This is a genomic window from Salmonella sp. SAL00653, assembly GCF_046552515.1.
Lineage (GTDB): Bacteria > Pseudomonadota > Gammaproteobacteria > Enterobacterales > Enterobacteriaceae > Salmonella > Salmonella enterica.
Window position 1 is genome coordinate 159,724 of sequence record NZ_JBGDTY010000008.1, and the last position, 18,869, is coordinate 178,592.

An 18,869-nucleotide genomic window follows, 5' to 3' on the forward strand; every position below is an offset into this window, starting at 1 on the left:
ATATCCTCTTCTGTTATCCTTGCAGGAAGCTTTTGGCGGTTTCCAGGCTGCTACTTATCGTACTGCTCAGCACTTTTACCAGGTTGTCGTACAATGAATTGGCATTGCTATATTTTTGCGTCAACGTCTGTAATGTGGTTTTCATATTTTCTTCCTGCGCTTTAAAACCCGACTGCCAGGCTTGATATTTGGCGTTATCCATTTCGAGTTTTGAGTCTTTTCCCGGCGCGCCTAAACCATCAATATCCTGAACCATTTTTTGTAATGGCGTCAGATCAACGGTGACGACATAACCGGATCCATAAGATTTCAGGCAGCTATTCGGTAAATTCAATTCACTGAGCCACTGTCTCGCTTCCGCTTCAGTGGCTACTTTAACGCCGCTGCCTGACTGCGCTGGAAATAAAACGGTATTACTGTTTATTTGATTATATTTATTGACTAAACTGTTTAAATCATTTTTGAGTGAGGTAACATCTAGCTTAACGGTATTACCGTCCTTACCTGGTAATAACCAGCCTCCCATTTTGGAAAGAATATCACTGAAGGCCTGATAAAAATCGGTATAGACTGCGACAACGTTTTCATAAACGCCCAGATAGCTGTCACCTATCGCCGATATATTTTGGGAAACCATATCCCAAATCTCAGCATCAGAAATGGTTGTTCTCGGCTGCGCCATAGGCGAAGCGCTAAATAAGGCCGACGTCGGCGCAGAAAACGCGCTCCGCAGGTTCTCATTTTGTTCTGCGGATAATGACACGCCGGACTTCGCCAGCGCATTCAGGCTGCTGGTCAACTGCTGGCGCGCCAGCGTGCGCTCGTCATTATTCTCTTCAGAGATCGGTGGCGTTGACTGCAGCGTCTGCTGTGCCTGCTGGATTTTAGTAGCCGCCTGCGATAATGAAATGATATCTGTACCGCGATGTTCTGTGGTAGACGGTACCACGGCAGTCTCGACGTGCTCGCTCGCCGAGGGAGTCTGCGGCCATTCGGCAACGATCCCCGGATGAGGAGAAGCGGAATAATTTTGAATATTAAGCATAATATCCCCAGTTCGCCATCAGGAGCGCGATTAAATCACACCCATGATGGCGTATAGATGACCTTTCAGATTAAGCGCGAATATTGCCTGCGATAGCAGCGAGTGCGGATGCTTTCGACTGGTTAATGCTCTCCATTGTTTTCAGCATTTCCTGAATCAGGCTGGTCGATTTACGTGAACTTTCACGGGCTTCGTCCGATGCGGTGCTGGCAACACGGTTATTCACCTGGCTAATTTGCTGCTCGGAACGTTCCTGAGTAGCGGCGTACTGCCCGGACGCCCCTGCAATACCACCGACCGTGACCGAGTTCTTCATAATCAGATCGCCCGTCATCTGCATCTTGCGCGCATCGATTCGGGTCATATCCATGGTATTCTGCTCAAGACGAATATCGGATTCGACAGACTCAAGACGTTTCGACAGAATAGCCTGATGTTCAGGGGAGATTTGTTTATTACTGTCTTTAATACCCAGACTTTCCGTGGCGCTGGTTCCGGCATTAGATTTAAGCGTCGCATCATTAAGATTTTTCGTCGCATCGGTACCGGTTTTCTTCATATTTAACGATTTCAGAGAATCTACGCCTTCAGCACCGAGTTTGACGCTATTCTGCCCGTTCAGCACGTTTTTAATACTGTGGCTTTCAGTGGTCAGTTTATCGATCTTCGCGGCATTATGTTTAAGCGCGCCTCTTTCATTCTGCAGCCCCTTATATTCCAGTTTGGCGCCCACGCCAGTGATCCCCAACTGAAGCGCGCTCTGGGAAATACTACCGGACAACGCATTCATCCCTTCGCGCATCATGGAGCTTGCTGTCGTTTTAGCTGCATCAAAACTGACTAATGACAACTTACCAGACAGTTTGCTATCAGCCTGGTTCAACGTCAGCATTAACGTATTCGCGGCAGCCAACAGCGCAACGGCACTGGAAGACATTCCGCTAATATCAAAAAACTTTCCGACTTCTGCCTGCTGCTCGCGTAACTGGGTTTGCACAACCTCATTCGCTTTAGTCGTGACATTATTTGCCAGAGCATTCAAATCCTGATTCATGTCGGTATTTTGAATACTGGCTTTTAAAAAGGACGTGATCGTTCCGGGGGTTTGCGTTAATACCCCTGGCGCAGGCGCGCTCAGTGTAGGACTCAACCCCAGGTCACTGACTTTACTGCTGCTAATACCAATACTATTCAGAATATCTTTAGCGCTAACGGATTGCGAAGCTGTCTGTGAACTATTCTCAACAGAATGATTATTTAAATAAGCGGCGGGATTTATTCCCACATTACTAATTAACATATTTTTCTCCCTTTATTTTGGCAGTTTTTATGCGCGACTCTGGCGCAGAATAAAACGCGAAGCATCCGCATTTTGCTGTACCGCAGAAGACATGGCTTTTTGCAGTTCCGCCGTTACCTTCTGGTTTTCACCAAATATTTCTACGGATTGTTTAAGCCACTGCTGAATTTGATCCATGGCAAAACGGGCGAGCATAAAATCAGCAAGCGCCTCACTGGCATTTTTAATAAATACCCCCTCGGCAACACCACCGGCTGACTGGGCTGCGGTATTCGTGACTTCCATGCCCAACGCCACTTTATTTAGGGTATTACCTACCAGCTCTTTACTTAAGGCATTCGTTTGCAGGCCCATCTTGCTACCCACATTACCCAGGCCGCTAGTAATACGTTGCATCCCCTGGGTAAAGAGTTTGCTGCCGTTTTGTGCTAACTGTTTCAGCACGTTAGGCACCAACTTCTTAATCGTTTCGCCCATCATTTTGCTCAGCGCGTTACCCAGTTTCGCCGCCGCGCCTTTCCCGACAACTGCGACCACCACAATGACCGCTACCATCGCAATAGCGGCAACAATCGCACCAACAATGCTGCCTGCCATCTCTGCCGTTTTCTTATCGACGCCTAATCCTTCCAGCGCTTTGGTAATCGCCTTGCCAATCAGCTCCATTAATGGCTTCAGCACATGCTCCATAATCGGGTTTAGCGCCTGCTGAATAAACGACACCCCCGTCGCCGCCTTCACAATTTCATCGGCAACCATTACCGCAAGTCCCACCGCAGCCAGCGCCAGACTCGCCCCACCGGTAAAAACAGCTGCCACAACGCTGACAATGGTTAGCAGCGCGCCGAGGACTTTCCCGATACATCCCATAATGCGGTTCGTTTCCTCGGCTTTGCGCGTCTCTTCCTGGAATTCAGCCGATTTCTTTTCCATCTCCGCCTGACGCCCTTCCTGCAAGGCGTTGAAAAGCGCAAGATCGTTTTGCAGGCTTTCTTCCGTATTTTTGCCCACAATCTCAATAAACATGGCCATGAGCATAGTGAGGCGGGCGACATTTGACAGATTATCCTGCTCACCCTGGGAAACCTGATTCTGAGAGGCGGCATTAGCCGTTCCCTGGAATTTGGTCAGAATGTTATCCGCTTTCTCGGCTTTCGCTTTGGCGTCTGTGCCTGCTTTAACCGTCGCATCCGTGGCCTTATCTAAGGCCTCTTTCGCCTCTGTCGCTTCTTTTCCGGCCTGTTCTACCGCGGCTTCAGCTTGTGCATAGCCGGGGTCAGCCGGGTCCAGCGATTGCAATTTATTTTGCGCCTGCGTCAGTTTTTTGGTCGCAGCGTCATAAACACTCTTGGCGGTATCCGTCTTTTTGATACTGGCTTCATAGAGATCCGTCGCCTCCTGAGCCTCTCCCAGAGCCGTCTGGAATTCTTTCGATACCTGAATCCCCATCTCTTTTTGTGACTCAATCATCGCCTGCCATACCGCCAGACGAGACTCCAGTTGAGACAGCGAAACATCACCCAGTAGCGTCATTAACTTGCCAAGCAGTAATGTCAATTGCCCTTCGCTGGAGAGTTTTTCCCGGGCGGCGTCCGTAGGCGGCTTCAGACCCACCGTATTAATAGCGCTCTCGCCGGACTTTGTTCCGGCTTTAAGGTCGCCCGCTTTCGTTGCCACCACATCTTTAAAAGCTTTATCCGCCGCTTTTAAAAAGTCCGTATTCTTACGAACGCCTTCAAAAGCCGCCTCAGCGAGGCGCGGATTTTGGGTATATCCGCTACGGCTAATGCTACTTGCGTCATTTACCATAATTATTCCTTTTCTTGTTCACTGTGCTGCTCTGTCTCCGCCGTTTTTAGCGCCTCCAGATAGACCAACGCTTTTGCCCGCAGAGACTCATCTTCAGTACGTTCATTGACAAGTTCAAAACACTGTCTGGCTTTTGCCGCCTTACGCATTAATAATTGACACTGCCCGGTAAAAAAGACGGGGCGATAATCATTTTTAAGTAACGTAAACGCTACTGCATAAAGGTCACATGCTTTCTGAAATTGTTTTTTCAGTTGGCATACCGCCGCCAGCCCCATGGTGTAATCGGGATTGTAAAAATCATAAATGCATAAGAAACGAAAGAATGTCTCAGCTTCATCCAGTCGTCCCTGGTTATAAAACTCATAAGCATGAGCATATAAACCGTCCATCATATCTTGAGGGATCCCGTGAACGTCTTTTAGCGTGGCGCCTTCACTAACGGCATCCCAAATCATTTCCGCAACACGTTCTTCGCTGACATTATTTTGATAATCCATTACTTACTCCTGTTATCTGTCACCGACTTTGTAGAACTTAACGACTGCGTTTATCTGATGCAGTTATTAAACCCCGACGGTGGTTAGTGAACATTCAAAAAACGCCCAATGAATACATCGCTACTGCTTTACGCGGCTCAATGCCGTACCTCGTTTTCTTGTGGCTGAATAACGTCTTTGCCCGCGTTTTCTACCTCTTCCAGCCAAACCAGAAGACGTAAAACTTCATCAATTTCTTCCAGACTCACCAGATCATAACGGCGATGGGTTTTGAAAAGACTGCGCGCCAGTTTGATATCGACGATCACAGGTACGCCAACCTTCTCCGCATAGGCGCGGACGGCCAGCGCGCGCTGATTCGTTTCATACACCGAGATCATCGGAATCGGCATCAATTCGGGTTTAAAATAAATCCCGATCGTAATATGCGTGGGGTTGGCAACAATCAGGCGTGAGTTTTCAATATCGGATTTCACCTGTTCAGACAGAATTTCCATATGAACTTCACGTCTTTTAGATTTAACCTCTGGGTTCCCTTCCTGCTCCTTCATTTCACGCTTCACTTCTTCCTTATCCATTTTCATATCTTTCATGGTCAGGAAATATTCCGCAACAGCATCCAATAATAAGACAATCAATGCGCAAGCAAGGCAAGTTAATACCAATGCGAGGAGAAGTTCACGCCAAATGACGGCAATATCCACAACATTGCCATTTAACTGAGAAAAGATTTCAACCTTATATTTCTTCCAGCAAATGATGGCGGCCACCACAAAGGATGAGAGATACAGTAGGGTTTTGACCGTATCTTTAACCGTGCGCATACTAAAAAGTTTTTTCGCCCCTTCTACCGGGTTTAACGCCGATAAATTAGGTTTTAATGCTTCTGTCGCCAGCACGAAACCGGCCTGTAATAACGCCGGTAATGCGGAACACACTAAACAGAGCAGCATAAATGGAATCAGATATTTTAATCCTATCCCAAAAACGGCCAAACTGTAATCAGCCATGCTCTGATCAAAATTATCCGCAATAATGATCTTAATTATCCCCATAAACTCATTAAATGAGCCATACGACACCAGATAGGCAATTCCTCCCAGCGTCAGGCAGGCGATAATGAGATCTTTACTTTTAAATGACTGGCCTTTTTTAGCAGAGTCTTCCAGCCGTTTTTTAGTCGGTTTTTCTGTTTTATTCGAGGACATGCGTCGCCCCTCGCTCGTAAAACCAACTGCTTAACCCTGTGGCCTGGAAAGAGAGTCGCAGTACATTGTCCGGTAGTACCGGAGAGAAATAAAGCAGCATAATTAAAACGGCAATGCCGCTTTTTACCGTCAGTGAAATCGCAAAAGCGTTCATTTGCGGAGCAAAGCGCGACAATAAACCCAGGAATACTTCTGACAGCAACAGCACTAATACCACCGGGCTGGCCAGAACCAACGCGTTTTGAGCCACCTGATTAATAAACGTTAATAGCGGCGGTAATGAAGGCGTGCACTCGTTCATCGGATCGCATAGCTGATAGCTTTTATTTAACACGTCAACCATCGTGACCAGACCGCCGTTTTGTAAATAAACGACAGCGGCAAACATATTCAGGAAATTAGCCATTTCCGAGGTATCAATACCGTTTGCCGGATCGATACTACTACTTAGCGTTGCCCCTCGCTGGTTATCGATAATACAACCCAGCGCATGCATAACCCAAAAAGGCCATGACAGCAGACAGCCCAGCATGACGCCTACCGCCGCTTCTTGCAGAACTAACGGGATCATCGCCACCGATAAAAACGGCGGCGCCTCGTTCAATGCATGCGGCCATACTCCCAATGCCACCAGGATGATAATGGCGTTTCTCGGCGCACCGCTTAATACCCCGCTATTCAAAAACGGCAGGAAGAAAAAAATCGGCGCCACGCGAGCAAACCCTAGCGCCGCAGACGCAACCAGGTGATGAATTTCAAAGTACAACGCGTAAAACATTTTTTACCCCTTAGCCAACGCCAGGAATATCACCTGACGCCCGTAAGAGAGTAAAACTTCGCCATACCAGCCAGACAGTAAAAACAAGCATAAACACACGCCAAGTAATTTAATGCCAAAAGGCAGCGTCTGTTCCTGTAATTGCGTTACCGTCTGGAATAACCCTACCAGGAGGCCGATAATCGTTGCGACAATCGTCGGCCACCCTGACAGGATCAAAACAAGATAGAGCGCCTTATTACCTGCAAACACTAAATCATCCATTTAACTATCCCGTCTCGTAATGATGTCATGTTGCAATGTCCATATACTGTAATATCAATCCCTTAGACAGTAAGGTCCAGCCATCAAGCGCGACAAAAAGCACCAGCTTAATAGGTGTAGATATCGTCACCGGACTCATCATCATCATCCCCAGCGCCAGTAGCACGCTGGATACCACCAGGTCGACGACAACAAAGGGCAAATAGAGATAAAAACCAATTTTAAACGCGCTTTTTATTTCGCTCAGCGCATAAGCAGGTAATAACGCAAATATTGATGGTTTTTCAATTTCATCTTTGTCACGCTTTACCGTCTCGGTCTCTTCTCCATACTGACGCTTCAGTTGCGCGTTTTCAAAAAACTGAACTAACTCGCGATCTGAATATTTGATCAGATAATCGCGATAACCATCCAGGCCTTCATCAACGTGTTTACTTAATGACGAAATATCATTAAAGGTGACATCTTCGTCCTCAAAATAGACGTAGGCATCATGCATTATGGGCCACATAACAAACATAGAAAGCAGCAATGCGACGCCGTTAAGCGTCATATTTGAAGGTATCTGCTGCAATCCCAGGGCGTTACGCACCATGACAAATACAATAGAAAATTTAACGAAACAGGTTCCTGACGCAATAATAAATGGCAACAGGGTGGAAAATGCCAGTAAGGCAATTAATGAGATATCATTCCCCATTACCAGACTCGCTCAGCCATTCATGGATCTCAACGCCTAAGGTGTCATTCATCTGTACCAGTTCGCCATTACCCAGCAAAACACCATTCGCCATAATTTCAACGTTAAGTTCAGCATTGGTCGGCAGTGATAATAGCTGTTGCTGCCCCATGGCTTCGAGTTCGGCGAGGGTAACGTTCTTACGATACAAAACAAATTCCAGTTTGACGGGCAATTGGTTCAAGCCAGGCAGAGTTTCTGCAGTTTCAGTTGTATTATTTTCTTCTTCGATATGTTGAATATCTAACGTTTCCACAATAATTCCCCCTTCAACACGGTTGAAATGACCTAACTTTTTCGCGTAGCAATAAACTTCCGCACGGGAAGTACGAATCAGGAGTACATCTCCGATCCCGATTCGGCCCAGCAACGAACACTGCGTATCACTGCTACCGATTACAAAGCGCAACGGCCAACGCAGCATTTTCGGCCTGCCGCCCCCGACTGCAGGCAGTTCAGGAAGATGCTCAAACCACAGGCCGCCCCGATCGCTCATAATGTGCAACAATTTCCCTTCCGGCAGCGCGCTTCCCGGCACGGGGTTCTCTACGCATAAACGCCGACAGGACAAATGCGGCACGGGCAACTCAAACGGTCGCTCTGTCGCAGCAAGCCAGGGAACGACCAGGTGCTCAGCGCCAGCAGAAACCGCCGCCCCCGCCAGAGCGGGAGAGACATGCTCAAGCCAGTCCCCAGGTTGAATCCACGCCGACCACCGTTTTTCTGCATCGCTCAACCGAACCCACATTCCCTGTCGCGTCGGATATTCCAGCGTAGCTTCCTGGCCATGGCGCTGGCATTCTGTCGCGGTTTGCGCCAATAGCCATTCGCGACGATCAATCTGTCTCACACGCAATGACATCAGGCGTCATCCTCCTCGCCAGATTGCTGTCTGTGCTGTTGCTGCTGCGGATTTTGTTGATCGTCTCGCGTCAGGTGCCAGCGCTGGGGATTACCGTTTTGCCATTGATCATGCAAACGATGTTCAACCTGCGTATTTGACGGTATTAACGAAAACTCCCCTGCTTGCCGCGCCTGAATATTGACGGAATAGTCATTTCCCCAGCGCTGAAAACGGTAAGTCAGCGAGCTATCCTCTCCTTTCACGCCATCGGCAGTCGGAAAAATAGTCATCATCGGCTTTGATTGCGCCGCTAAAGGCATTTTTTCATCGCCGCCGGTTAATTGGCTAAGATCGGCGATAGTGGTTGGTTGCAGCGGAAGCTGAGAAACATCTTTAACCTTTTTATGATCTTTATCGTCAGGCTTACCGGTATTGGCTGCGGCCATTCGGGCAGGTGCGACATCCCGCGCCAGCGGCGCGCCCTCTTTACGAACGCCTTCGCCCGCGATGGCTTTATTATCCCCAGGCAATGCCTTGATATTATCGTCAGAGATTCCCGTGGCGTTATCGGCTACTTCACTAACGGACTCCACGGCTTTTAAATCAGCAGATAATTTTTTACCGCTTACGCTTTCTAACGGCCTATTTTTAGACGATAGCAACGCTGCGGATTTATCTACTTTGGCCTCCGCAGAAATCAAACCGACAGATTTTTCAGCAGTGACTTTCAACAGTTTTTCAGCAATCCTGAGGTCGCCTTTTCCGTTATGATGCAGACCAGAAACGTTGCCATTGTGATGTTCTGATTTCGCTGGCGCGCCATGTCGCCATGCCGCCAGTAATACCGGTAAAGCCGTTTCTTTATGCATTACGAAAGCATCGCCATAGTCGCGATCTTTTTTATCACCGGAATATTCTGTCTTATGTTTTTCCACCGCTTTTTTTAATGCTTCTGATAAACCGCCAACCTCATCCTGCTGCGGCAGTAAAATGTTCCCGGATGAACTGACAGCTGACACATCGCCCATTAAATTATCTCCTCTGACTCGGCCTCTTCCTGCTGTATCTCTCGCTGGATATAGAATCTTTTCTGACGGATTATCCAGCGTTGATAGTTCCCTTCTTTGCGCAACCAATATTTACTTTTTTTCTGAAACTCTTCCCTTTTCTTTTCCAGCTCGCTCCGTTTTTCCTGAATTTGTATAATCTGGAGTTCTAAATCTTTTATCTGCCGGCGAACAATAGACTGCTTACGTAATAACGTATAAATTTCCTCACGACTGAGCTGTCTGTTTTCTGCACGCAGCGTATCTAATAACAATTTCAGACCCGCTATTTGTTCAAGGATCGCCTCCTCCTCGGCCTGCAGCCCGCGGTCCTCATCCTGATAGCGAAGTAATATCGACTCACACTGTGAATGAAATACCGTACAGCGCCGCTGCAATACTTTAATTCTGGTCAGCGAATGCATTCATACCGCTCAACGTGTCATCAAAGGATGAATACTGCGCTACCGGCTGGCATAACCAGGCTTTCAGGCTATCCCGCATCTGCATCGCCCGATCGTTATCGATATTTTCGCCAGGACGATATTCTCCCAAGTCAATGAAAAGCTGGAGCTCTTCCAGACGCGTCATTAATTTACGCACGGCAGATGCCTGTTCAGCATGTGTCGGCGTCGTGACTTGTCCAAAAACGCGGCTTACGCTTTTCAGTACATCGATTGCCGGGTAATGTCCCTGCCCGGCCAGCTTTCTGCTCAGATACAGGTGACCGTCAAGGATAGAGCGAATTTCATCCGCCATCGGGTCCGCCTCTTCCTCGCTTTCCAGCAGTACCGTATAAAAGGCAGTAATGCTTCCCTCGCTGGTCGCCCCGGGGCGTTCCAGCAAGCGGGGCAAATTATCGAATACGGAGGCGGGATAACCTCGACGGGCCGGACGCTCTCCCGACGCCAGTGCCACGTCTCGCAAAGCACGCGCATAACGGGTCATGGAATCGATAAAAAGCACGACCCGTTTTCCCTGGTCGCGAAAATATTCCGCTACGGTTGTCGCCAGTTGCGCCGCATTGCAGCGATCGACCGAGGGGAAATCGGAAGTGGCAAAAACCAGCACGCATTTTTCTTTCTTATGCGAAGCGCGCAACATATCCACGAATTCAGTGACCTCACGGCCTCGTTCACCGATAAGACCAATAACAAAGACATCCGCCTCCGTTTGCTCGATCAGCATATGCATCAGCATGGTCTTACCGCATCCTGCGGAAGCAAAAATGCCCATTCGCTGGCCTACGCCACAGGTCAATAACCCGTCAATCGCGCGCACACCGGTAATCAGCGGTTCACGGACGCCAACGCGCGAAGCGTAAGAAGGCGGTGCGACATCAATAACGCGTTCTTCGCTAATCGGCGCCACTTCAGGGGTAAAACGCTCAACGATTTTCCCCGTCGGATCCAACACCGCGCCTAATACCGAGTATCCCACCCACGCCGATAACGCACGTCCAGTGGGATAAAGCACGACATCGCGGCTCAGCCCCTGGGCATTGCCGATAAGGCTCAGCACGGTGCGTTCCCGCTGTAAGCCAACCACCTGCGCACGTGCAACAACCTGTTTTTGGTGCCAGCCACGGCGTATTTCACACAGCTCGCCAATGGCCACATCGCGCAATTCCGCCTCAATAATTGGGCCGGTTATTTTTTGTGGGTAGGCCAGATATTGCAGTAAACGAGGTGTTTTCATCTCATTAGCGACCGACTAAAAACTTCCAGATAGTTGTAAAACCCATTCAAGGCAGTAGAGAACTTTTCACCGTCAGATAAAAAATCCGGATGCACTAAGGCTTTAAGCGTTAGCTCCCCATTCTGCTCCCCCAGTAGTAATTGCCCGCCGCGGGCAAAATGGCATCCTTCCATTATGGTCATTAAGATTTCATAAGCCCGCTGTTGTAATACCACCATGCTGTCAGCACCCAATTGCGCCCAGATCCATACATCATCCTCCTTGACGCTGATACAGATACTTGGCAATGCAAATAAATCCAGAACAATTGTTGAATGGCTATCTATTCCTCCAATTAATGAAGGATCGCAACCACTTACTTCCAGTGCGGAACGAACTAATTCAGCGATATCCAAATGTTGCATAGATCTTTTCCTTAATTAAGCCCTTATATTGTTTTTATAACATTCACTGACTTGCTATCAGCTATCTCACCGAAAGATAAAACCTCCAGATCCGGAAAACGACCTTCAATCATTTTCTTAATAAATCGACGGACATCGACAGACGTAAGGAGGACAAGATCTTTATGTGCAATCAATAAATCATCCAACTTAAGTGTAATGAGATCCATCAAATTAGCGGAGGCTTCCGGGTCAAGGCTGAGGAAGGTACTGCCAGAGGTCTGACGGATCCCTTTGCGAATAACATCCTCAACTTCAGCAGATACCATTACTGCTCGTAATTCGCCGCCATTGGCGAATTTATGGCAAATATAACGCGCCATTGCCCCACGAATATGCTCCACAAGGTTAATGACATCTTTTTCTCTTGGCGCCCACAATGCGAGCGCTTCCATAATTAATTTCATATTACGCACGGAAACACGTTCACTTAACAAACGCTGCAAAACTTCAGATATACGTTGTACCGTGGCATGTCTGAGCACTTCTTTAAGTAAATCAGGAAATTTCGCTTCCAGTTGGTCCAACATATGTTTTGTTTCCTGAATACCGAAATATTCATTGACGTTGCGCGCCAGCGTCACCGCCAGACAGTGGTAAAGCTCATCAAGCGCGTTCCGCAACACATAGCCAAGCTCCCGGAGTTTCTCCCCCTCTTCATGCGTTACCCAGAAATACTGGCTGCTACCTTGCTGATGGATTGTTGGATTAATACCAAAGGACACGACTTCATCGGAATAATTTACCACTCGCATCAAATCAAAATAGACCGTAAATTGTTCAACACGGATCTCATTAATCAACAATACGATGCTGTTATCGTCCAGGCCCTCTCCATCGCGTAACAATACTTCCGGCAGGCGCACGCCATAATCAATAAAGAACTGACTACGTAGACGCTCCGCAAGTTGAGCTTTTTCCAGATCTTCACGCCGGCTCTTCGGCACAAGTAATATCAACGGTACGGTCTCTGTAGAGACTTTATCGAGATCGCCAATCAGTCCTAACGACGACCCTTCTTTTTCCTCAATACTGAGCGGCTGCTCGCCTTTACTGGTTTTAGGTTTGGCGGCGCTACGTTTTGCTTCACGGAATTTAAAATAGAAGAGTACGCTTAAAACCACCGATAAAATAACAAATACCGGCAGCGGGAATCCCGGCAGAGTTCCCATTGAAATGGTCAAAATAGCCGTAACAACCAATACAAATGGGTTGTTCAACAGCTGCGTCATGATATTCCGCCCCATATTATCGCTATCGCCATTTACGCGGGTCACGATAAAACCGGCACTAATCGCAATCAACAATGCGGGGATCTGGGCGACAAGACCATCACCAATGGTCAGCATGGTATAAGTAGACAGAGCGGAGGACAAATCCATACCATGGCGGGTCATCCCCACCGAAATACCGCCAATAAAGTTCACAAAGATGATAATGATGCCGGCAATAGCGTCACCTTTGATAAACTTCATCGCACCGTCAAAGGAACCGTAAAGCTGGCTTTCCCTTTCCAGTACGCTTCGCCGTTCGCGCGCGGCATCCGCATCAATAATACCGGCCTTCAAATCGGCATCAATACTCATCTGTTTACCGGGCATACCATCCAGAGAAAATCGGGCCGCGACTTCCGCGACGCGTTCTGAACCTTTGGTAATAACGATAAACTGAACCACGGTGACAATAGAGAAGACAACAAAACCCACCGCCAGGCTATCGCCAATAACGAATTGCCCGAACGTGGCGATAATTTCACCGGCATCGGCTTCAATCAAGATAAGACGGCTGGTACTGATCGATAATGCCAGACGAAAGAGCGTGGTAATTAACAGTACCGCAGGAAACGTTGAAAAACTGAGGATTCTGTCAATATAGAACGACCCCATAAACACCAATATCGCCAGTACGATATTCAGTGCGATCAGGAAATCAACCAGATAGGTAGGTAATGGAATGACGAACATAGAAATGATCATCACCATTAGTACCAGAATCAGTAATTCAGGTCGTAAACGAGCACTGTTAAGTAGAGAAAGCAGCACTATAGGTATCCTGTTAATATTAAATTAAGACAGCTTTTCAATAGTACGACGCTGTTCTGCCATTTCATGCTTGTAGGCAATATCGGTCATACTACGTAACGCCATTAACAATTCTTCCTGCCAATATTCTTCATAAAAGAGTGAAGAGGGTATGGCTTTACATACTTGATAAAATATCTGCAAAAAGGATGCATGTTCTTTATGACTAAGCAATAACGCATTCAAACCTATAATATCGGCTAACAGCGAATCCACTTCATGTGGCTGTTGCAATAGCGAAAGCATCAGTAGTAGCCACGACGACTCCTCCGCATTAAACGCTTTGGTAAACGAATACGACAACAATGTACTCACAAACAGTAGGTCAGCGGAGCGCAACATTTTAAGTTGCGTCAGGCGTCGTAAAAGCTGGCCAAACTCCAGGCGCGAACAGCTGGCGTCATTCGCGTCAATATCGGTTAATAGCGAACCCTCGATAAAATCCAGTACCACCAGTCGACGTTGATAGCCATAACTGGCTATCCAGTCAGAGTAAATCTCCACTTCATGTGATTCACTCTGGATAAATTGCCGATAGCTGGCGCGCAATAAGCCTGGTTTTAACGATAATGTTTTCCCAAAAAGCCGGGCCTTCAACGCACAATTAATCCCTGCCTTGAGGGTCTTCGGATCGGTTTGCTCTTCAACGTGCTTAAGTAACGACTCCAGCTTTTTCCGCACGATCTCTTCCAGGTCTTTACGACGAAGCAATTCGCGTAACACAAGGACTAAATCACTGGGGTCAGGAAATAAGCTACGCGCCTGACGTAAAAAATCTTCTAACGCGCCGCCATGTACGCTAATTAGCTTTAATATTTGCTTCGCCTTCGGTAAAGCCTCATCCTCCAGCACGCGTTCAAAACTGTTAGATAAATTACTGGATTTTTTTTCATAATCGCGACGGTTACGAAATTGCGCCAGCGCCGCTGACATTTCGTCCGTCGACTGGACAAATTTTTGTACTTCCGCCCCTGGAGACGAATCCTCTGCGGCCTGTTGTATTTCCGCCTGTTGCGCATCAGTATGCTGGGTCGCATCCTGATGAGATGTCTGCCGGGACAATATTCTGGAAAATGAAATACCGGAGGTTGAGCCAGGAATCATTTAATTACCTCCTGACTTCTATCCAGATAAACACGAACCCATTTCTGTAACTTATCGTCCCCACTCCAGGCACCGCTTTGCTTCAGAATATTGTTTACCGATTCGCTGGCATCCGGCGTTAACGGGTCGACAATTTCTTTTGGTTCAATCATGAACACACGAACAACATTACTTTTATTCTTACTGGAATAACGGAACAGGCTACCAATAAGCGGTAATTTGCCTAAAAACGGAATACTTTGGACAGTATCGGTATTTGCATCCCGTGTATAACCACCGACCAGCAAACTTTTTCCGTGCGGAACTCTTGCAATAGTGCTAATTAACGTTCGCCCGACTTCGGGTAACGCATCTACGGAGGTGGTAGTATCGGATTGCGGCGTCTTATCGTTGCCATCTTCAATGTCCAGCGACATTTCTATCTGACCATCTGCGGAAAAACGGGGCAGCACTCGGATCATTGTTCCGTATGTTACATGCTCAAGCGCCACATTACGTTCCCCAATCAGCTTGGTGTAAAACGTTCTGTTGTTATCAAAAATAGCGGGAACATTTTCCTGGGTCAGTAATACCGGGCGTGAAACCACCGTCGCCTGTTTCTTCTCTTCTAACGCATTGACCGCGGCGATGAATCGACTGCCATCGAGGGTACTTATTGAAGACTGGTTTAATGACACGCCAAGTTTGTCCCCAATAGTAATGCTGCCGCTCCATGAAGTGCCCAAACGCTCCAGATCGCTTTTATTAAGATCGACAATCCACAGGGATAATTCTACGTGACGTTTGGCGACATCCAGCGCTTTAACCAGCATTTCGATAAAATGCACCTGCTCAGCCGTTCCCTTTACTAACAAACTGTTGGTATCCGGATAGGCCACGATTTTAATATTGCCCGCCGCGGCATTTTGCTTTAAAGCTTCCTGCAGACTCATGCCACCGGCATAATTTGCTGCTTTACCTTTTTCTCCATTCGCTGAAAACGCTGGCATCGCCGGGGGTTCGCTACTGACAATATTACCTAAAGGTTGCTCTTCTCCCTGCAACAACCTTTCAATGGCCGTGGCAATACCGGGGATAACCATTTTCTGATCGCGCAGATTATAGGTACGATCGCCCACGAAGGTATTGTTCAGACGCATCACCCCTATTTTCTGACGTCCCAGCTCAATACCATCGTTTTGCTTGTCCATCATGGTGGCGGCGTTGACCACCATATCAACATAGACGGGTGGCCCTGAAACATAGAATGTTCCTTTACGGTTATCGCCACGTAGCGGGTAATTTTTGTTATATAAACCTGAGCGTTTTAGAAAATTGTTGAACTCATTGAGTGAGACGTTGCGTAAAGAAACCACGGCATTGCGCATTTCACTGGCGTCATAAATATAGATAGCCTGCCCATCGAAATACCAAATCAGCCCCAGTTGTAGGGAAAGCTTCTCCAGTAATGCGTTAGGATCGTGAAACTCAAAGTTGCCCGTAATTTTTTTTCGTGCCGCCATTTTGCTAACAATGACAGGCTCCTTTAGCTGTAGCGCCATGGCATCGAAAAATGTCCGCAGGCTATCGTCTTTCGCAACAAACCCACTTCCCGTTACAGGTATTTTTTCACTAGAATAACCAGGTGTAACCAGAACAAGCGCGGCACATGCCAGCACTCTGGCCAAAAGAATATGTGTCTTCATTTGTCTGCCAATTGAATAATATTTGATAATTTCCGCGGCGAAACGCCGATCAGCTCTTTGATCTCACTAGAAAAATGTGAAGGCGATGAGTAACCATGATTAACGGCTAATTGGGTGATGTTCTCGTGGCCTTCTACACTATTCAGCAGCGATTGCGCCATACGCCAGTTTCGTAATTCACTCTTCGCTTTTCCGCCCAACGCTCTGCTGCACAAACGACGAAAATGGGTATAAGAAACGCCATAGTCTTCTCCCAGCATTCTCATCGTGTTGCCGCTGGTTGACTGAGCGAGTAAATAGCCAACCAACCAGTAACTCTCGCTTTTTCGTAACAGCGCCAGTACCTTATTGAAGGCCGGAGAAGGCGTAATAATTTGCTGCAAAAACCAGTACTCGCAGCGTTTACGATCTTGCCAAATAGCGCGAAACTCAGGACTCAGCAAAACCCATTTATCGGATTCAGCATATGTCGTGTCCACTAATCCTGCGCCATCGATAAATGCCAGTAATTTGCTGAGTACTTCAATTTTTAACGGTCGAAAAACCAGGTCTCCTGATACTGGTGCGACAACGGCCTGCTCGCAAAAAAGCAGCGCGCCTTCCTGAATCAGGCAGTTTTCATTGTGTCGGCTTTCAGAAAATGACATATGCAGCTTTTGCGCGGAACACGTCTGTATAAACCATGCTTCCGGGCTGCGGATTTTCCGCTTCTCTCCTTCTTTAAGTACTTCCTGCGTATTTAGCATAGTTGTCAGCACCAGTTAAAAATCATTTTAATATGTAAACAATACCGGGAGCGGGTGGCAAAATCCTGATGCAAACATTATGAAACTGATGCCACCCGCTAATTAAATTGGCCCACTTGCACAGCGCTTGATAATTTAAAACAGAAAATCAGCTCATAGTGTATAAATTCTGGCTTATTGTTCTACAGCCGCAAAAATTCAGATATTGTCATCGGGATGGAGAATTAATTATTTATATCAGGAGTTTTTTTTGCTAGCATTCCTGAAACGCATTCTCCCCTTATCACTATTGTCAGATAACGTTCTGACGGTTGTGTAAAAACATGGCGCCTCATTCTTCTGTAGTTGGAGTTAATATGAAAAAATTTTATAGCTGTCTTCCTGTCTTTTTACTGATCGGCTGTGCTCAGGTGCCCCTCCCTTCCTCCGTGAGCAAACCGGTACAGCAACCTGGCGCTCAGCAAGAGCAACTGGCCAACGCAAATAGTATTGATGAGTGTCAGTCTCTTCCGTATGTGCCGTCAGACCTTGCGAAGAATAAATCATTATCAAACCAGAACGCTGATAATTCCGCATCAAAAAATAGCGCAATCAGCTCAAGCATTTTTTGCGAAAAATATAAACAAACCAAAGAGCAGGCGCTCACCTTCTTCCAGGAACATCCACAATACATGCGTTCGAAAGAAGATGAAGAGCAACTCATGACCGAATTTAAAAAAGTTTTGCTTGAACCCGGAAGTAAGAATTTAAGCATATATCAGACGTTACTTTCTGCCCATGAAAGACTGCAAGCCTTATAAGGCCATATCACCGTTGGCTGAACTCATCATGATATAATTAAGACCATATTTTGCATTGCCACTTAATATCAATATAATTATTATAGCTATGGTCACTTTTACGGTTGGCCATTTGTCTCTTACGTTGCATTTATCAATCTGCTTTTTGATACAGCAGCACCTCGCTGCTGCTTTTTTTATTTGTGATAAAGAACTGTCTCCCAGACTCGGGAAAATAGCCGAAACTTATACTGACAAACTATCGTCTCGTATATCGCGATAAACTGACATCCCCCTCTTGCCCCACATGTTGGCATTCTTACGATACCCCATCCACTTTTCGCGAATAACGTTCTTTTGAACTTACTCAGCAATAGTGGACACGCAACTAAGTGAGTAAACGCTCAAGCAAGAGGTGACTCACATGACAAACCAGCATCAACCACCAAAAAGCTACGCAAGCAGCACACGCCTGAATTTCGTCAGGAAGCCCTGAAACTGGCGGAACGCATTGGGGTGGCCGCTGCCACCCGCGAGCTTAACCTGTATGAATCATAGCTCTACAGCTGGCGAAGCAAACAGCAAACTCAGCTCTCTTCTTCTGAACGTGAGCAGAAGATGTCCGCCGCTTAGGGTTGTGTCCCTATTACGCGGGTAGGATCAATCAAGCAGTTACGGCAAAAAAGAGAATCATGAATATATTTAGCAAACTCCCTGATGATACGTAATCAGTGAGATTAAAGTAATGCAATCGCGATAAACCGAAGTTAATCCCCTGTTTAAAGACAGTGAACGACCTT

At 47.0% G+C, this 18,869-nt stretch carries 18 protein-coding genes and 1 pseudogene; 2 read left to right on the top strand and 17 right to left on the bottom strand.

The window, feature by feature from the left end:
- Positions 1-13: 13 nt before the first annotated feature.
- The 17 genes from sipD to invF form a co-directional block, all read right to left on the bottom strand.
- A complete protein-coding gene (gene sipD / locus ACLJRU_RS11685; protein ID WP_001540782.1) occupies positions 14-1,045 on the bottom strand; it encodes an SPI-1 type III secretion system needle tip complex protein SipD in 1,032 nt (343 codons plus the stop codon).
- Between the two features lie 70 nt (positions 1,046-1,115).
- Positions 1,116-2,345, bottom strand: coding sequence for an SPI-1 type III secretion system needle tip complex protein SipC (gene sipC, locus ACLJRU_RS11690; RefSeq protein WP_000909019.1), 1,230 nt, complete (start codon positions 2,343-2,345; stop codon positions 1,116-1,118).
- Positions 2,346-2,372: 27 nt separating this feature from the next.
- Positions 2,373-4,154, bottom strand: coding sequence for an SPI-1 type III secretion system needle tip complex protein SipB (gene sipB / locus ACLJRU_RS11695; RefSeq protein ID WP_000245788.1), 1,782 nt, complete (start codon positions 4,152-4,154; stop codon positions 2,373-2,375).
- A 2-nt stretch (positions 4,155-4,156) separates the two neighbouring features.
- Complete coding sequence (sicA, locus tag ACLJRU_RS11700) at positions 4,157-4,654, bottom strand: SycD/LcrH family type III secretion system chaperone SicA (protein ID WP_000386309.1); 498 nt, start codon at positions 4,652-4,654, stop codon at positions 4,157-4,159.
- 137 nt (positions 4,655-4,791) lie between these two features.
- Positions 4,792-5,862, bottom strand: coding sequence for an SPI-1 type III secretion system export apparatus protein SpaS (gene spaS, locus ACLJRU_RS11705; protein WP_000097722.1), 1,071 nt, complete (start codon positions 5,860-5,862; stop codon positions 4,792-4,794).
- Positions 5,849-6,640: an SPI-1 type III secretion system export apparatus protein SpaR gene (gene spaR, locus ACLJRU_RS11710; protein WP_000498965.1), complete on the bottom strand. Its 792-nt coding sequence runs from the start codon at positions 6,638-6,640 to the stop codon at positions 5,849-5,851. The genes spaS and spaR overlap by 14 nt, the downstream gene beginning before the upstream one ends.
- A gap of 3 nt (positions 6,641-6,643) precedes the next feature.
- Positions 6,644-6,904, bottom strand: a complete 261-nt coding sequence (gene spaQ, locus ACLJRU_RS11715) for an SPI-1 type III secretion system export apparatus protein SpaQ (RefSeq protein ID WP_000342503.1) — start codon at positions 6,902-6,904, stop codon at positions 6,644-6,646.
- 25 nt (positions 6,905-6,929) lie between these two features.
- Positions 6,930-7,604 carry an SPI-1 type III secretion system export apparatus protein SpaP gene (spaP, locus tag ACLJRU_RS11720; protein WP_000526016.1) on the bottom strand — a complete coding sequence of 225 codons (675 nt, stop codon included), beginning with the start codon at positions 7,602-7,604 and terminating at the stop codon, positions 6,930-6,932.
- Positions 7,594-8,505, bottom strand: coding sequence for an SPI-1 type III secretion system protein SpaO (spaO, locus tag ACLJRU_RS11725; protein ID WP_000058728.1), 912 nt, complete (start codon positions 8,503-8,505; stop codon positions 7,594-7,596). Before spaO ends, spaP begins: the two co-directional genes overlap by 11 nt.
- The gene (gene spaN, locus ACLJRU_RS11730) at positions 8,505-9,515 is read right to left on the bottom strand and encodes an SPI-1 type III secretion system protein SpaN (protein ID WP_001540786.1); all 1,011 of its coding nucleotides are present in this window, start codon (positions 9,513-9,515) and stop codon (positions 8,505-8,507) included. Before spaN ends, spaO begins: the two co-directional genes overlap by 1 nt.
- The gene (spaM, locus tag ACLJRU_RS11735) at positions 9,515-9,958 is read right to left on the bottom strand and encodes an SPI-1 type III secretion system protein SpaM (protein ID WP_001520714.1); all 444 of its coding nucleotides are present in this window, start codon (positions 9,956-9,958) and stop codon (positions 9,515-9,517) included. The genes spaN and spaM overlap by 1 nt, the downstream gene beginning before the upstream one ends.
- The gene (invC, locus tag ACLJRU_RS11740) at positions 9,936-11,231 is read right to left on the bottom strand and encodes a SctN family type III secretion system ATPase InvC (RefSeq protein ID WP_000856766.1); all 1,296 of its coding nucleotides are present in this window, start codon (positions 11,229-11,231) and stop codon (positions 9,936-9,938) included. Before invC ends, spaM begins: the two co-directional genes overlap by 23 nt.
- The gene (spaK, locus tag ACLJRU_RS11745) at positions 11,228-11,635 is read right to left on the bottom strand and encodes an SPI-1 type III secretion system chaperone SpaK (RefSeq protein WP_001164073.1); all 408 of its coding nucleotides are present in this window, start codon (positions 11,633-11,635) and stop codon (positions 11,228-11,230) included. Before spaK ends, invC begins: the two co-directional genes overlap by 4 nt.
- A 23-nt stretch (positions 11,636-11,658) precedes the next feature.
- Positions 11,659-13,716 (bottom strand): type III secretion system export apparatus protein InvA, encoded by a 2,058-nt coding sequence (gene invA / locus ACLJRU_RS11750; protein WP_000927219.1) that lies wholly within the window; start codon positions 13,714-13,716, stop codon positions 11,659-11,661.
- A 24-nt stretch (positions 13,717-13,740) separates the two neighbouring features.
- Positions 13,741-14,859 (bottom strand): type III secretion system gatekeeper InvE, encoded by a 1,119-nt coding sequence (gene invE / locus ACLJRU_RS11755; RefSeq protein WP_000612171.1) that lies wholly within the window; start codon positions 14,857-14,859, stop codon positions 13,741-13,743.
- Positions 14,856-16,544: a type III secretion system outer membrane ring protein InvG gene (gene invG / locus ACLJRU_RS11760; protein ID WP_001540787.1), complete on the bottom strand. Its 1,689-nt coding sequence runs from the start codon at positions 16,542-16,544 to the stop codon at positions 14,856-14,858. Before invG ends, invE begins: the two co-directional genes overlap by 4 nt.
- Entirely contained in the window at positions 16,541-17,191 is a 651-nt protein-coding gene (gene invF / locus ACLJRU_RS11765) for a type III secretion system transcriptional activator InvF (protein ID WP_001674874.1), read from the bottom strand. Before invF ends, invG begins: the two co-directional genes overlap by 4 nt.
- 455 nt (positions 17,192-17,646) lie before the next feature.
- Between invF and invH the strand changes: the two genes are divergently transcribed.
- Positions 17,647-18,090 (top strand): SPI-1 type III secretion system invasion lipoprotein InvH, encoded by a 444-nt coding sequence (gene invH, locus ACLJRU_RS11770; RefSeq protein ID WP_000715102.1) that lies wholly within the window; start codon positions 17,647-17,649, stop codon positions 18,088-18,090.
- A 408-nt stretch (positions 18,091-18,498) separates the two neighbouring features.
- Positions 18,499-18,696: pseudogene (locus ACLJRU_RS11775) on the top strand (transposase); the annotation flags it as partial.
- Positions 18,697-18,869: the final 173 nt, after the last annotated feature.